Below are 15,527 nucleotides of genomic sequence, written 5' to 3'. Positions count from 1 at the left end.
CCATGAATTCCCATAAAGTCATTTGGCAGGAAGGCATGTTGCTGCGTCCGCAGCACTTCCAGCACAACGATCGCTATTACGATCACCAGATGAAAACCCGTACCCAGTTGCTGGGTAGCTATACCTGGGGTTTTCTGAGCCTGGACATCGACCTGCAGTTTCTCAACATGGGCAAGCTGGTCATCAGCAATGCCTCGGGAATTCTGCCGGACGGCAGTCTGTTCGAACTGGGAGGCAACACAGAGCCGCTGGCGCTCGACGTGCCGCCCAATACCGGCAATACGCCGATTTATCTCGCGCTGCCGCTCGTCACGGGTAACCACATCGAATCGCGTCGCCCCGAGCAGTCCGATGTGCTGGCGCGCTATACCGCGTATGAGGCCGAGGTGTCCGACTCCAACGCGGGCGATGACTCCTCGAGTCAGGTCAGCTGCGGTCGCCCCGACTTCAAACTGCTGCTTGGCCAGCAGCAGAGCGATCAGGCTTACGTGAAGCTGAAGGTCTGCGAAGTGCTCGACACCACGCCGGATGGCGTGATCAGCCTCGACCCCGATTTTGTGCCGACCTACATCCAGGCTCACGCTTCCAGCTACCTGTTGTCCTGCCTCAAGGAAGTCATCAGCATGCTCAGCCACCGGGGCGACACAATCGCTGACCGGATTCGCTCCAACGGCAAGGTGGGCGGTGCTGAAGTCGGTGACTTCATGATGCTGCAACTGATCAACCGCACCGAGTTGCTGCTGCGCCACTATCTGGGCCTTGAGCAAGTGCACCCTGAAGAGCTGTATCGCACGCTGCTGACCATGCTCGGCGATCTGGCGACCTTCTCCAGTGACAGCAAGAGACCGCGTCTGGACAGTCGTTATCAGCACAGCGATCAGGGCGCCAGTTTCCGCAAGTTGATGGAGGCGATCCGTCAGGTGCTGTCCATGGTGCTGGAACAGCACGCCATTGAGCTGGTTCTGCAGGCCCGTCAGTACGGCATCATCGTATCGCCGCTGCACGATCACAAACTGCTGGGCTCGGCGTCGTTCGTGCTGGCAGCCAGTGCCAACTGCGACTCCGAAGAACTGCGCCACCGCTTGCCGGCACACCTCAAGGTCGGTCCTGTGGAGCGTATCCGCCAACTGGTCAACCTGCATCTGCCAGGTATCAAGGTCAAACCGTTACCGGTGGCCCCGAGGCAGATCGCGTTCCACTCCAACAAAACCTATTTCATCCTCGAACTCAGTTCCGAAGACTTGGCACAACTCGAGCGCTCCGGCGGCTTCGCGTTCCACGTGTCCGGCGAATTCGCCGAGCTTGAACTGAAATTCTGGGCTATCAGGAACTGACCGACATGAGCAAGGACACGGATTACAACCAGGACGATAAAACCGTCCTGCTCGACCGCCAGGGCCACGGCCCGGCCGCGAGCCCGCTGACGGACTTCGCTGCGCCGCCACGGTTCGAGCAGCTGGAAGAGCGCATGATTTACGCAGCCCGCCTGCGCCCGGCCGAGGCTTTCAACATCAGCCTCAATTCGCTGGTCGCGGCTGCCTCCGATCTACTGTCGGAAGTGGTACGCCTCAAACACAGCGATACCCGCGAAGACATGTATGCGCTCAACGAGCGTCTGACTGCCGGTTTAAAGCTGTTTGAAGTCCGCGCGTTACACAACGGGGCTGAAAGCAGCCAAGTGATGGCCGCCCGCTACGTGTTGTGCACAGTGGTGGACGAGGCAGTGGTGACCACCCCGTGGGGTAACGAAAGCGAGTGGTCGCAGATGAGCCTGCTCAGCAGCTTCCACAACGAAACCTTCGGGGGGGAGAAGTTTTTCCAGCTTCTCGACAGGCTGTCGAAAAACCCGGTCAAGCATCTGCCGATGCTGGAGTTGATGTACCTGTGTCTGTCACTCGGCTTTGAGGGCAAGTACCGGGTGCAGGCGCGCGGTATGCTCGAGCTTGAAGGCATCCGCGATGCGCTGTATCGCCAGATTCGTCAATTGCGCGGCGACGTGCCACGCGAACTGTCACCCCACTGGGAAGGTTTGAACAATCAGCGCCGCAGCCTGGTGCGCATTGTGCCTGCGTGGATGGTGGTGTTGTTTACCCTGGTCTGCCTGGCGGTGATGTATTTCGGCTTCGCCTGGGTACTGGGTGAGCAGCGCGAAACCGTTTTGCAACCTTATCAGCCGTTTGATCCGGCCGCGGTCCAGCCGCAGTCGCAGCCGTAAACAGGGACGCATGATGAAAAACTTCTTCAAGAAAGTCGGCGCATTCCTGCGCAAGACATGGGTCTGGACGCTGCTGCTGGTGCTGTTTGTTGCGCTGTTGGTATGGTTCGTCGGGCCGCTGCTGGCGGTGGATGATTACAAGTTCTGGGAAAGCTCCACCTCGCGTCTGCTGACCATCAGCGTGCTGTTCCTGATCTGGGGCCTGACGATGGTTTTCGTCAGCTGGCGCGCGGGTGTTCGCAAGAAAGCCCTCGAAGAAAGCGAAGATGGCCAGGATCGTATCCGCCGTGAAGAGCAGATCGACGAAGAGCAGAAAGAGCTGAAAACACGCTTCAAGGACGCGTTGAAAACCCTCAAGACCTCAAGCCTTTATCGCGGTCGCAGCGAGCGCTGGCGCAGTGATTTGCCGTGGTACCTGCTGATTGGTCCGCAGGGCAGTGGTAAAACCAGTCTGCTGGATTTCTCGGGCCTCGAGTTTCCGATCAACAAGATCGAACGCAAGCTGACCCGCGACACCCTCGGCACTCGTCATTGTGACTGGTACTTCGCCGATCACGGCGTGCTCATCGACACCGCTGGCCGTTACCTGACCCAGCCGGATGCCGAAGTCGATGGCAGTGCATGGAGCACCTTGCTGGATCTGCTGCGCAAACGTCGCCGCAATCGCCCTTTGAACGGTGTGCTGGTGACCATTCCAGTGGAAACCCTGCTCAACAGCAGCGAGCAGCATTTGGAAACACTGGCTCGTCAGGTGCGTGCGCGCCTGCAGGATGTGCATCAGAAGCTGCACGTTGATGTGCCTGTCTATCTGGTTCTGAGCAAAGCCGACCGTCTGTTGGGCTTCGATGAATTCTTCGACCAACTCACGCGTGAAGAAAGCGATCAGGTCCTCGGCACGAGCTTCCGCAAAGAGCAGAAGGGCACCGATGTCGCAGTGCTGCGCACTGAGTTCGAAGAGTTGCTGCGTCGCCTGAACAGTCAGGTGATCATGCGCATGCACCAGGAGCGTGATACTCAGCGCCGTGGGCGAATTCTCGATTTCCCGCATCGACTGGGGCAGATCGGCGAACGCCTGTGTCTGTTTGTTGACCTTGCATTCACTGGTAACCGCTACCAGCGTGTCAGCCAACTGCGCGGTTTCTACCTGACCAGCGCACCGCATCTCACTGAGGAAATGGACGCCACCACCGCCGGTATCGGTGCCAATCTGGGCATGAGTGCTGGCGTGCTGCCGACCCTGCGCAGCGGCCGGTCACGGTTTATCCACCACCTGCTCAGCCGTGTCATCTTTCCAGAGGCCGATCTTGCTGGCCTGGACAAGCGCGAGCGCAGTCGCATTCATTGGGGCCAGCGTGCCTTGTACGTGGGTGCACTGGCCGCACTGGTACTGTTTGGCGTGCTCTGGGCGGGCGGTTTCTCTGCAAACTATTCACGCCTGGAGAACCTGCGCAATCTAGCCCAGACCTGGACCCAGCAGCGTTCGGCACTGACTGCTCGCGATGACTCCATGGCGGTCCTCAAGACGCTCGACACCAGCTACGCGGCCACTCAAGTATTTCCCGAAAAAGGCGACGTGAGTTACCACGAGCGTGTTGGCCTGTATCAGGGCGAAGAGGCCAACCCTGTGGTCAGGGTTGCTTACGAGCGCGAGCTTCATGATCAGTTGCTGCCCCGCGTAGCGAACCTGCTGGAAAGCCAGATCCGCGCCAACACCAAGGATCGCGACCGCCTGCTCAACAGCCTGCGTGCGTACCTGATGTTGAACATGACGGATCGCCGCGATGCGCAATGGCTCAAGGACTGGGTCGCCACCGAATGGTCTCAGCGCTATACCGGCAATACAGCGGTACAGAACGGCTTGAACACCCATTTTGATCGTTTGCTGAAGCAGCCATTCAGCTACCCGCTGAATGATCCGCTTGTGGCTCAGGCGCGTCAGATTCTGCGCAGCGAGTCTCTGGCGACTGTGGTTTACCGCATGCTGCGCGAGCAGGCCCGTAATCTGCCGGAATACACCTTGAGCCAGCACCTTGGTCCTCAGGGCGCGCTGTTTGTCGGCACGGATTACAAGATCCCCGGCTTCTACACTCAACAGGGATATCAGCAGTACTTCTCTGTTCAGGGAACGAAGCTGGTCACCGATATTCTGAGCGACAACTGGGTTCTGGGAGAAGGTACTGGCCTGAGCACCATGGACCTGCGTCGTCTGATGGTTGAACTGGAGCAACTGTACTTCCGTGACTACGCCAACTATTGGGGTGAAGCGGTAGGCCAGGTTCAACTGCCTGCGATCAATGACTTCGGTGAAGGTGCCGAGCAGTTGGCAGGTCTGACGTCGGCAAACTCGCCGATCATCCAGATGCTGGTTGAAGTGCGCGAAAACACCCGTTTCCCGGTGGTCGCCGACACGGCTGATGAGGCCGCTGATGCAGCAGGCCAACTGGCGGAGAATGGCGGCAAGCTCGGTAAGCTGGCGGCCGCTGCAGCAGGCAAGGCATCCGATGCGTTGGCAAAGAATTTGCCGGATACTGCCAGAAAATCTCTGCAAAGCCGCTTCGAGCCATTGCATCGCTTGCTGGATGACAACAACGGCCCGACTGCCGACCTGACTCCGGCTCTGGCCGCGCTCAACGAGCTGCAACTGCAGATGGCAAGTCTGGCCCGTTCCAGCTCGCCGGATCAGGCTGCTTTCGAAATGGCGAAAAACCGCATGGGCGGCCAGCGGGATGCGCTGAGCAACCTGCGCACCACTTCCGGTCGTTTGCCACGTCCGGTGGGTGTGTGGTTCAACGTACTGGCAGAAGACACCTGGCGTCTGGTGTTGGGCGATGCCTATCAGTATTTGAACCAGCGCTACCAGAGCGAGTTGTACAGTTTCTACGGCAAGGCGATCAGCAAGCGTTATCCATTCGATGCCCACAGCGCCAGCGACGTGGCAATCAGCGATTTCCGTGAGTTCTTCAAGGCTCAGGGTATTGCTGATCGCTTCTTCGACAGCTACATGCGTCCGTTCGTCAGTGGCGATCCGGGCAACTACCGCATGCGCAGCGTCGATGGCTACACCTTGCCGGTTTCCAAGGTCTACCTCGACCAGATGGCTTCGGCACTGGTGATCCGTCAAAGCTTCTTCGCTGACAACCCCGCCGAGCCGCAAGTGCAGTTCAAGCTGGAGCCTTACACCCTCGACCCGGCTGTCAGCCGCTCCGAGTTCAAGTTTGGCGACAAGACCATTGAATATCGCCACGGTCCGATCGTACCGGTGTCGTTCAAATGGCCTACTGATGCCGAAGACGGTCGCACCAGTCTGGTACTCGACAGAATGGCTGGCCGTCCGCTGGGTCTCGAGAAGAATACCGGCCCATGGTCGCTGTTCCGCCTGTTCGATCTGATGCAGACCGAATACCTGAAGGGGCGTGACGTCCTGGTGCTCAAGGCCGACGTGGGGGGGCTACGCGCCAACTACCTGTTGACCAGCCAGCGCACGCCTAACCCGTTCGACATGGGCACGCTGCGCAGCTTCCGCATGCCGGGGCAGCTTTGATGCTGGTAGCCAGCCCCTGGCGTAGCGCTGCGCGCACCGATGCCGGCAAGGTTCGGGCGCGCAACGAAGACGCTTTTCTGAACTCCCCACAGCATGGGCTGTGGGTGGTCGCGGATGGCATGGGCGGTCATCAGGGTGGTGATGTCGCCAGCCAGTTGATCGTCGCCAGCCTGGCGGAATTGCCGGTCCAGGAAGGATTTGACGAGCGCCTCAAGAGCATTCGTCAATGCCTGCACTGGCTTAACCGCCGTTTGGGTCAGGAACTGACGGTCACTGCGGGGCACCACGACAGCATCATGGGTAGCACCGTGGTTGCGTTGATGGTCGAAGGCAATCGTGCTGCCTGCATCTGGGCGGGCGACAGCCGTTGTTACCTGTGGCGTGGACAGCGTCTGTACCAACTGTCCAAGGATCATTCACTGCAACAGCAACTGATCGACGAACAGAAAATGAGCGTCGAACAGGCCCGTGCCCATCCTGCTGCGCATGCCTTGACGCGTGCAGTCGGTGCAGCAGAACAACTGACTCTGGATGTACTGGAACTGGAGGTGTATCCCGGCGATGCGTTTCTGCTGTGCAGTGATGGCCTGTATCAGGGACTCAGCAGTGATGCACTGGGTAGCGCCCTGAGTCTGACCGCACCCCAGGTCGCGCTGGAGCGCCTGTTCGATGGCGCCTTGCGTGGCTCGGCGCGGGATAATCTGACGGCCGTGGTGATCCGCAAATGACCGAACTCATACGACCGACCGACGACCTGCTGGTGAGCGAAGAGCAGGACAACAACCTGACCTACTTTGCGTTCGCCAAGTCGCACAAGGCCGAACCTGCACTGGCGCCGACCAAGGCCAGTATCGGTGAGATGCCCGAGGTGCTGGCGGGGCGTTACCGTATCGAGCGTCTGCTGGGTGCCGGTGGCATGGGCGCGGTCTACCGTGCACGGGACTTGCTGAGCGAACAGTTCGGCGAGCCTGATCCGTATGTGGCGCTGAAAATCCTCAGCGAAGAATTTGCCGAGTCGCCGGACGCCAGTGCCTTGCTATACAGCGAGTTCGCCCTGACCCGACGCCTTCGCCACAACAACGTGCTGCGTTTGCACACGTTTGAAGTAGACACTGATTGCCAGCGGGCTTTCATCACCATGGAACTCATGCGTGGGCTGACTCTGGATAAACTGCTCTGCGAGCGGCCTCTTGGCCTGCCGTGGAAAGAATTGCGTGATATAGCGCTGCCGCTGCTCGATGCACTGGCTTACGCCCATGCTCGCGGTGTGTTGCATGGCGACATGAAACCCAGCAACGTCATGCTCAGCGAAGAAGGCTTGCGCCTGTTCGACTTTGGCCTTGGCCAGGCCGAGGAGGGCGTGATGCCGGGATTGCCTCATCTGAGTCGCGACCGCTTCAATGCCTGGACACCGGGCTACGCCGCGCCGGAACTGTTGGAAGGCCAGACACTGTCGGCCAGTGCCGATGTATACGGTGTGGCCTGCGTGATCTTCGAACTGGCGGGAGGCAAGCATCCGTTTCGCCGCCTGCCATCGACCCAGGCCCGCGACGAGCGTCTTGAGCGTGAGCTGAAGGCCCCGGGGAATTTACCGAAACACTGCTGGCCCGCGTTGCGGTCGGCACTGACATTCGATGCACGGGATCGCAAGATCACCGCCAAACAACTGCGTGACGCTTTCGCCGTCACTTCGTCCAGGCTGCAACGCTTGATGCCATGGTGTAACGGATGACGACCGAACAGGGAGCAAATGATGTTCAATCCATCTAACGAAACGCACTTCAGCCTGACCGTCAAAGACTTCTCGGGCGACCTGCAGGTGCTGTCGTTTACAGGCACTGAAGGTATCAGCCAGCCGTTTCGTTTCGACCTGGAACTGGTCAGCGAAAACCCGGACATTGATCTGGAAGCGCTTCTGCACAAGCAGGCGTTTCTGGCGTTCGACCCTCAGGGTAATGGCATTCACGGCCAGATCTACCGCGCCGCCCAAGGTGATGCGGGCAAGCGCCTGACGCGTTACACCTTGTCTCTGGTGCCGCACTTGCAGTATCTGCATCACCGTACCAACCAGCGTATCTATCAGCAGATGTCGGCGCAGCAAATCATCGCGTTGATCCTGGAAGAGCACGGCATCAAGGGTAACGGCTACAAGTTCCAGCTCGGCCAGCCGTGCCCTGAGCGTGATTACTGCGTGCAGTACGATGAAACCGACCTGCATTTCGTGCAGCGACTGTGCGAGGAAGAGGGTGTTCATTACCACTTCCAGCACAGCCAGGAGGGGCATGTACTGGTGTTCGGCGATGACCAGACCGTCTTCCCCAAGCTGGGTGAGCCCACGGCGTATGTGCAAGGCAGCGGTCTGGTCGCTGACGTGCCAGTCATCAAGGGCTTCAAGCTGCGCCTGGAAACCCGCACAGGCCGCGTGACCCGACGCGACTACGACTTCGAGAAGCCGAAACTGCAACTTGAAGCCGCTTACAAACCCGCCAATGAAAGCAATGAGCCGGACCTGGAGGACTATGACTATCCGGGCCGCTTCATTGATCGCGCACGGGGCAAGTTCCTGAGCCAGCGAGCGCTGGAACGCCATCGTGCCGACTATCAGCAAGCCGACGGCTGGGGCGATCAGACTGCGCTCAAGAGCGGGCATTTTCTCCAGCTATCCGAGCACCCTCGCGCCGAGTGGAACGACCTGTGGCTGCTGACCGAAATCTTCCATGAAGGCAAGCAGCCGCAAGTGCTCGAAGAGTCGGTCACCAGCGACACCACCAACAATAAGGACGATTTCCATCAGGGTTATCGCAACCGATTCCTGGCAACGCCTTGGGCTGTCTTTTATCGCCCAGCGCTGGAACACCCCAAACCTCGCGTGCTCGGTAGCCAGACCGCCGTGGTCACCGGCCCCAAGGGCGAAGAAATCCACTGCGACCCGTATGGACGGGTGAAAGTCCAGTTCTTCTGGGACCGCGAAGGCCTTGCCGATGACAAGACCAGCTGCTGGCTGCGTGTCTCCAGCAGTTGGGCGGGCGACCGCTACGGCGGCATCAGCATCCCGCGCGTCGGCATGGAAGTCCTGGTGTCATTCCTTGAGGGCGACCCGGACCAGCCACTTGTGACCGGCTGCCTGTACCACAAGGAAAATCAGGTTCCGTACCCGCTGCCGACCAACAAAACCCGCACGGTATTCAAGACCCTCAGCTCGCCGGGCGGCGGCGGTTACAACGAACTGCGCATCGAAGATAAAAAAGGTGCCGAACAGATCTTCATCCATGCCCAGCGCGACTGGGACGAGAACATCGAGCACGACCAGAAAATCCGCGTCGGTAACGAGCGCCACGACACCGTCGAAAAGAATACCTACACCGAACTCAAGGCCGAAGAACACCGCACCACCTACGCCGACCGCAAAACCGAAGTCCGCATGGACGACCACCTCACCGTCGCGCAAAACCAGCACGTGAAACTGGGCACCGCGCAACTGACCAGCGCAGGCACCGAGATCCACTTGAAAGCCGGTGAAAAGATCGTCATCGAAGCGGGCGTGGAACTCACCGTGAAAGCGGGCGGAAGCTTCATCAAGCTCGACGCCGGCGGAATTACCATGGTCGGACCGATCGTGAAGGTCAACGCTGGAGGCTCCGCAGGGAACGGCACCGGGATCGGCATCAAACCGCCGGTACTGCCTGGGGTAGTGGACAAGGACAAGGCGGGGAGTTTGATGGATCAGGCGTTGGTGAATGCACCGCCTGAGAAGGTCGAACCGAAGGCTTTTTTTGTGTTTTCTGAATAAGGATAAACTCATGATTAACACTAACTCGCTGTCGATGTTCAGAAGCTTAAGGCTGACTTTTTCTGTTTTAGCCCTGATCGCTATAAGCGCATGCTCGAATACCACGTTGGAGGAGCAATTTCGCGGAATTGAAGCTTGTCAGATCAAGAATATTTACCTTGATCCTGTGACGAAAAAAGCCAGCGGTGCTTATTTTACTGAACGAAAGCTTGAGCCTTGCAGGGTTGACGAAGCTGCTTTTTACTGCGTAAACGATACGTTCTATGGCTTGGCAGTAAATCAAATAGCTATACCTTACAAAGGGCCATTTAGCGTCCATGCTATTTATTTAAAAGACAGCCCTGCGACCGTTGAGGCTACATTGAGAACCAAGTTTTCCAACCTCAAGCTGAATCAAAAAGATGGTAAGTCGCCCATTTTGATAACGAACCCAAAACAACAGGGAAGTTCAGTTTTCTACTGTGATGAGTACAGTGAGTAATTATATGGAACTTTATAATCCAGGTGCGGCTTTTCATTATACAAGCGAGTGGAACCCTACCCGCACTCACCCTGTTACCGGGCAAGTTCGTCCGCACAGGGGCGAAGACTGGGGGGCCCCTGCCGGCACATCCATCCCTGCCGCTGGTGCAGGAAAGGTGGTCTATAAAGGCACTATGAATGGGTATGGGAATCTGGTAGTGCTAGAGCACGCCAACGGCACAGAAATTGTTCACACCCTATATGCGCATATGAGTGCGCCGTCTCCGCTAGCATTGGGTGCATCCGTTGCCAAAGGAGCAACCGTAGGCCCTTGCGGAAATACTGGTATAGGGACAGGCGCGCATTTACATTTTGAAGTACTGAGAAACGGAACTAAAGGCCAGCCAAATCTGGCACGTGGTCATGTGACCGTTGATCCCCGCGGGTTCGACATTTCGAACTTGACCAATCCGGATGGCGTCAGTCCAACTGCTCCAGCGCCAGCTGAAACCGTAGCGGCGGGCGGCACTTGGCAATTTCCTATTCGTAAAGCGGGAGGATCGTCATTCAAGGACGCGGAAGAACTGTTTGCCGCTCTGGAGAAAGAAAACTCAGGCCATTATCTTTTAGGAAGCCATAATTTTTGGCACGGCGGCATCCACATCAGCGATCAGAGTGCCCCGCAATGTGTGCGAGAAGAACCCATACGCTGTATCGGAAACGGTGTAGTCGTCGCCTATCGCCTGAACAAGGATTATCTGACAAGCGAATTTGCAGGTGCTGAAGCAACACAGACCCTGAAATATTCAAATTCGTTCTGTCTCGTGCGTCATGACTACAAATCACCGGCTAACACTGAGGTGCAGCCTGGCACCAGCAACGAATTGACGTTCTACAGCCTGTACATGCATCTGTTACCGTTTGAGCGCTATCCCATTCTGCAAGACGAGATCCCCACTCCACGAATCAAGATGATTGCGAGCGGCTTCAGGGCAAGAAGCGACATCAAGGGCGCGTCTGACTGCCAGGAATATGGAGCCATTTCTGCAGGTGCCGAAATTGAAATTCTGGAAGAACACGCTGATCGTGTTCATGCCAAAGGCAAACTTATAAAAGGTGCAGTTGGCGGGCGTACTGAAGGTCAAGAGTTCTGGTTTGCCTACAAACAAAACGGTGCTTCCTACCCCAAATCTGATGGCACTCCCAGCTGGCAAGAGGTCGTCCCGCCTGAAAGAACCAAGCCAGGCTATTGGAAAGGCAAGGTCAGAGCGGTGGTTACCGCCAGCGGACTCACGCTCCGCCAGCCACCTGCGTCACTCACTCATGGTGCTGCGGCAGGGCAACCCATAAGCGCAGCAACGACGCAGGGGGCCAATCAAGGCCTTGTTTTATGCACGAACAGCACGATTGAGTTTGACAGTGCAAAAGTGCTCAATCTCAAGATCGGAACCAAGACCGTTCGAATGGCTGAGTGTACGTTCATTCCGAGCACCTCAGGTCCAACGACGGGCTTGAAGGGACATTCCTTGCCAGTGCCAGCGTCTTTCTGGGCTTGCGTGGAGGATGTCTCCCCCAATCGTTTTGTTCAGTGGCAAGAGCTGACGCCTACCGTTTTCGATGTCGTCGTTCCAATGGACACGGCAATAAAAGCTGGAGATCCAATTGGGTATCTGGGGCTTAACGAAAACATTGCAGGACCAACAGGTGGGGTTTCCAGCAAGCATCAGGTGCATGTGGAGGTCTTTTCGGCTGATCCTAGAATTGAAGATTTTTTGAAGAATAAAGCCGGTGTGAAGGAAGGCAGGAAATATATACATATTCCTGCCGCCACGGTGTTAAAGAAAAAACCGCCTGAGAACGGTATTGTTGAAGTGTTAGCCGAAAATTTTGTCGAGTTAACAAAGGCGGTTCCATTTAAAGATACGGTCGATTGGTATGAAGTTTCAATATTGGATAGCGGCGAAAATAAGTCTGGTTTGATTAAGAAAGAGTCAGCAAAAATCATAAGTCAGCACGATTGGGAGCTACTAGGTTTTAAAATTTTTAGAGAAAGCAATCAGACATCGGATGGTTTTCTTGATCCTGACGATATGCCTGATTTTTTTAAGAATATATATAAAGACGTGGACACGCTTGGTAATAAGGATGGAGAGGTGACCTCTGAAGACTTGACGGCTGCATTAAAGAACGTTGAGTTTAGACAGCGCTGGTCAAAGCTAATAGCAGATCATCCTACAGAATGGAAATTTAAGTCGAATACGTCAAAGTGGGTTCGTCTAAATGAGCTTCTAAAGCCCTACCCAGCAGTGCTTAAACATGAAAAAGAAAGGATTGACAATTTTGTTTTCTGGGACGATTTGATAGGCGGGAGCGCAATTGGTGATGGTAGCGGAATGGTTAAACACGTTAATCCAGTCAGTTTTGTGGGTAACATGCTAGAGGTTACCGGTTCTTCTCTCTGTAAGAAGTGCGGAAAGAGTATCGCTTTAACAGTACCGTTTATGAAGAAAATTTCAGGCCCCACAGTAACTGAAGAGTTTTTAAAAGGATTTGTAGAGTCAGCCAGTAATTTTTTTGAGAAGTATGGTATAACAACCTGCTCTCAGGTGGCTTTAATCCTTGCTCAGGGAAGCGTAGAGACGTTAAAGTTTGCTAAGTTTCGAGAAAGTCTTAACTACTCACGTGCTACTTATACAGCAGAGTCTCTTCTCAATTTGGCGCCTACCGCGATAAATAATGGCTTGATACGTAAAGGCTTGCATCTTAGTCATGAGCAAAAATTAAAGTATGTCGATGATCACCTGTTAGGTAATGATGCAGGTTATGCTCAGCATTGTTTTGGAAGTAACGACTATCCAAATAATGATTATCGTGGTCGTGGTCTGCTGCATCTCACATTTTATGAGACCTATAAGAGATGTGCAGATGCCATAGGAGTTAGAATAGATGCAACACCTTCGTTGATCGAAACCGATGTAAATGCCATAGTCGCATCTGGTAGTTGGTACTGGAAAAATAATAATATTGGAGCCATTGCAGATGACGCATCTCTGGAGGTGGATCTAAAGGTAAGAAGGGTTACGGCGAAGATTAACACTGGTCTAGATCAACTTGCGAAGCGCAAAGCAGTTAGTAAAGAGATTATCCAGTTAATTAATAACGATTTTGGGGGGTGTGCGGGATGAGTTGTTTTCGTCGGATGGCGATATTCAAGTATTTCGGTTTGTTGGCGGTTTTTGTAGCATCCTCTACTTTTGCTTGCGAAGCGCCCAAAGACACTTTGTATCAGCCATTGAGGGTAGGTGGAGGTTACATAGTTGTTAAATCAACTCCTGTTATTGAAGATGAGGGAAAAGCAAATCCCGAGATGGGGCTTGGTATTACTTTTTTAGACTGCAATGCCGGGGAGGAAAGATTCATAGCTAGATTACCTTATATTGCTGACCCTGGTGAGGTGGTGGATGCGTTTTTGGCAAAAACGGGTAATGGAAGTAAGGATGTTTTTATTATCCATAGTTCCCCCATCCGTGCTTTCACCGGTGTCAGCTATGGAAGCGATTATTTTAGTGTAATGGTGTTTCGGAAAGCTTTGAGTGGATACGAATTAGATAAGAAAAATACAGATTATTTTGGAAGCGGTGCGGACGTTGTGCTGCGCGATGGGGATACGGATGAACCTGTTTATACATATCCGTACAAGAATCGTAATGCTGTAATGGCTCAGCTTGCGTCAGAGAATTATAGCCGGTGGTTAAAGGGTAAAAATTTAGAATTAGAGGTGACCAAAAAAACATCGATATATTCTTCCGCAGCGATTGCCAATAAAACAAAAATGTATCTAGTAAAAGGGGATAAGGTAAACCAAGAGGCCGTATCGGCGGGTTGGATATCTATCGTCTACAAGAGCACAAAAGGAAAAGAGATACGAGGATGGATTTTGTGCGAGAGCGTGAGCGGGTGTTGAGTTAACCGGATAGATTAATCTCTGCCTCCTAATCGCCTGGGAGGCGTCTTTACCGCTGAGCGAATATAGTATTATCAATGTTAAAAGAAAAAAGCTGTACCGTCGGCGACACTCAGCATAGTGTAATTGATTAACTAGGCACATGATAAGTGAAGGGCACGTCTGTGACTTTTAAAAAAATGCTATTTGCGGTTTTTTTTTACGTTCGTCTCTTCTGCATACGCTGATGCAGACAAAATCGTATGTGACCCAGATAGTAATTTCTGTTCTATCCATATTGATAAAAATTATTGTGACGAAGGTGAGATTGCTACTTCGAGATGGAACATGTTGAGTGGGGAGTATGTGCTAAGCTGTGAGTGTGACTGCACTGCACAAGAGAACCGCTTTTGGATTATAAGCCGAGTGGAAATATTAAGTCTCTTGATGCGGGCAAGGTAACAAGTGCAGTGGATTTAATTAAAAATAAGCAAGGTGTGCCTGATACTTTCGGGGTCGTTCATTTTTGCAGTGCAGTGCAGTGCAGTCACGCTCTAGCGGGCTTGTTTTTCTTGAAAAGACACCAAGTAATGCATCTGCTGACGCCCCTTACTGCTACTCATTGATGAAGCAAGATTCGGCAGAGTCGTGTCTATCTGAAATATGCGTGGATAAAGAAAAAATTGTCACAGATTTTGGTAGGAAATATAAAGAACAATTTTTAACTGAGTTTAAAAATGCTACTTCTCGGCTACACAAAGAAAAAGCTAGATTTGCCGACTTTCCAAAAAAAGCTTTCGTGGAGTCTTACTTGAATAAATACGGTTATTCAAAGAGTGATCAACAGGTGCTTAATGATATAGCCTATTTTTGGCAAGAGGCAAGTTTCAACAGTGATGCAATCTGGTTGCTTGAGAAAATAATTGATAACAATCCTGAAAGAGTGGTTGCATATCTTAATCTTGCAGATGCCTATTGGTCAGAAAGCGAAAAGCAAGCTGCACAAAAAACTACAATATGTACGTTTCTATTATGACCAAGCAGGGTAAGCAACAAAAAATACCTAGCCGGGTAATAGAACGTTATGATTCAAAGTGATTGCGAGGAGGAAGAATTAATAAAGACCAAAGAAACACGGTGAGGGAAGGACAGGTTGTTCAGCGGCACGCAAAAAGGCGCCAAGGCTCATTCTCAACTGGATAGCCTGGTCGAGACCGCCAAAGCCAACGGTTAGGAGCCCTATGCATGGCTGCGCCACGCACTTGAACGTTAACCCATGCGGCTTCGGTTGAAGATTACGAAGCCCTGCTGCCGTGGAGCTGTTCGCCGGCATCGCCTAGCTAAGGATGCTCCGATCAACTTGTTGCGCAGCGACGGCGAGTCGCAATTTGCCCGGCACCCAGCGCTATATGCTGAAAATGGCCTGATGCAGCGCGTTGAGGGCGTTTCCGTCCGGTTTTCCGTGTTAAACGCGCAACTCACCCATACCCATCAGCTGTTTTCGAGCCATCCACAGGTTTGACAGGGCGAACAGCGTGGTCAGCTGAGCTGTGTTTTTCATCAGCCCACGAAAGCG

10 protein-coding genes and 2 pseudogenes are annotated in these 15,527 nt (G+C 54.0%); 11 read left to right on the top strand and 1 reads right to left on the bottom strand.

Annotated features, from left to right (window positions below):
- Positions 1-2: 2 nt before the first annotated feature.
- The 11 genes and pseudogenes from tssK to JTJ32_RS25455 all read left to right on the top strand — a co-directional run.
- Positions 3-1,334, top strand: coding sequence for a type VI secretion system baseplate subunit TssK (gene tssK, locus JTJ32_RS25505; protein ID WP_004882983.1), 1,332 nt, complete (start codon positions 3-5; stop codon positions 1,332-1,334).
- A 5-nt stretch (positions 1,335-1,339) separates the two neighbouring features.
- Positions 1,340-2,215 carry a type IVB secretion system protein IcmH/DotU gene (icmH, locus tag JTJ32_RS25500; RefSeq protein ID WP_004882984.1) on the top strand — a complete coding sequence of 292 codons (876 nt, stop codon included), beginning with the start codon at positions 1,340-1,342 and terminating at the stop codon, positions 2,213-2,215.
- Between the two features lie 13 nt (positions 2,216-2,228).
- Positions 2,229-5,756 (top strand): type VI secretion system membrane subunit TssM, encoded by a 3,528-nt coding sequence (tssM, locus tag JTJ32_RS25495; RefSeq protein WP_210043695.1) that lies wholly within the window; start codon positions 2,229-2,231, stop codon positions 5,754-5,756.
- Complete coding sequence (locus JTJ32_RS25490) at positions 5,756-6,484, top strand: PP2C family protein-serine/threonine phosphatase (RefSeq protein ID WP_210043694.1); 729 nt, start codon at positions 5,756-5,758, stop codon at positions 6,482-6,484. Before tssM ends, JTJ32_RS25490 begins: the two co-directional genes overlap by 1 nt.
- On the top strand, positions 6,481-7,488 hold the full coding sequence (locus JTJ32_RS25485) for a serine/threonine-protein kinase (RefSeq protein WP_210043693.1): 1,008 nt from the start codon (positions 6,481-6,483) through the stop codon (positions 7,486-7,488). Before JTJ32_RS25490 ends, JTJ32_RS25485 begins: the two co-directional genes overlap by 4 nt.
- 21 nt (positions 7,489-7,509) lie before the next feature.
- Positions 7,510-9,546, top strand: a complete 2,037-nt coding sequence (tssI, locus tag JTJ32_RS25480) for a type VI secretion system Vgr family protein (RefSeq protein WP_210043692.1) — start codon at positions 7,510-7,512, stop codon at positions 9,544-9,546.
- Between the two features lie 10 nt (positions 9,547-9,556).
- Positions 9,557-10,027, top strand: coding sequence for a hypothetical protein (locus JTJ32_RS25475; RefSeq protein ID WP_210043691.1), 471 nt, complete (start codon positions 9,557-9,559; stop codon positions 10,025-10,027).
- Positions 10,028-10,031: 4 nt separating this feature from the next.
- Complete coding sequence (locus JTJ32_RS25470) at positions 10,032-13,193, top strand: peptidoglycan DD-metalloendopeptidase family protein (RefSeq protein ID WP_210043690.1); 3,162 nt, start codon at positions 10,032-10,034, stop codon at positions 13,191-13,193.
- 14 nt (positions 13,194-13,207) lie between these two features.
- Positions 13,208-13,972 carry a hypothetical protein gene (locus JTJ32_RS25465; protein ID WP_236059467.1) on the top strand — a complete coding sequence of 255 codons (765 nt, stop codon included), beginning with the start codon at positions 13,208-13,210 and terminating at the stop codon, positions 13,970-13,972.
- A gap of 646 nt (positions 13,973-14,618) precedes the next feature.
- Positions 14,619-14,987 carry a hypothetical protein gene (locus JTJ32_RS25460; protein WP_210043688.1) on the top strand — a complete coding sequence of 123 codons (369 nt, stop codon included), beginning with the start codon at positions 14,619-14,621 and terminating at the stop codon, positions 14,985-14,987.
- A 108-nt stretch (positions 14,988-15,095) separates the two neighbouring features.
- Positions 15,096-15,295: pseudogene (locus JTJ32_RS25455) on the top strand (transposase domain-containing protein); the annotation flags it as partial.
- A gap of 121 nt (positions 15,296-15,416) precedes the next feature.
- On the opposite strand, the pseudogene JTJ32_RS25450 reads toward JTJ32_RS25455, so the two are convergent.
- A pseudogene (locus JTJ32_RS25450) lies at positions 15,417-15,527 on the bottom strand (IS5/IS1182 family transposase); the annotation flags it as partial.

This window comes from Pseudomonas alliivorans (assembly GCF_017826695.1).
GTDB lineage: Bacteria > Pseudomonadota > Gammaproteobacteria > Pseudomonadales > Pseudomonadaceae > Aquipseudomonas > Aquipseudomonas alliivorans.
This window is presented reverse-complemented; position numbering and strand designations above follow the sequence as displayed.

Excerpts from the sequence above, each read along its gene's own strand:
- JTJ32_RS25470 (WP_210043690.1), top strand. The coding sequence starts at position 10,032 with ATGGAACTTTATAATCCAGGTGCGGCTTTTCATTATACAAGCGAGTGG.
- JTJ32_RS25475 (WP_210043691.1), top strand. The coding sequence starts at position 9,557 with ATGATTAACACTAACTCGCTGTCGATGTTCAGAAGCTTAAGGCTGACT.
- tssM (WP_210043695.1), top strand. The coding sequence starts at position 2,229 with ATGAAAAACTTCTTCAAGAAAGTCGGCGCATTCCTGCGCAAGACATGG.
- JTJ32_RS25465 (WP_236059467.1), top strand. The coding sequence starts at position 13,208 with ATGGCGATATTCAAGTATTTCGGTTTGTTGGCGGTTTTTGTAGCATCC.
- JTJ32_RS25485 (WP_210043693.1), top strand. The coding sequence starts at position 6,481 with ATGACCGAACTCATACGACCGACCGACGACCTGCTGGTGAGCGAAGAG.
- icmH (WP_004882984.1), top strand. The coding sequence starts at position 1,340 with ATGAGCAAGGACACGGATTACAACCAGGACGATAAAACCGTCCTGCTC.
- tssI (WP_210043692.1), top strand. The coding sequence starts at position 7,510 with ATGTTCAATCCATCTAACGAAACGCACTTCAGCCTGACCGTCAAAGAC.
- JTJ32_RS25490 (WP_210043694.1), top strand. The coding sequence starts at position 5,756 with ATGCTGGTAGCCAGCCCCTGGCGTAGCGCTGCGCGCACCGATGCCGGC.
- tssK (WP_004882983.1), top strand. The coding sequence starts at position 3 with ATGAATTCCCATAAAGTCATTTGGCAGGAAGGCATGTTGCTGCGTCCG.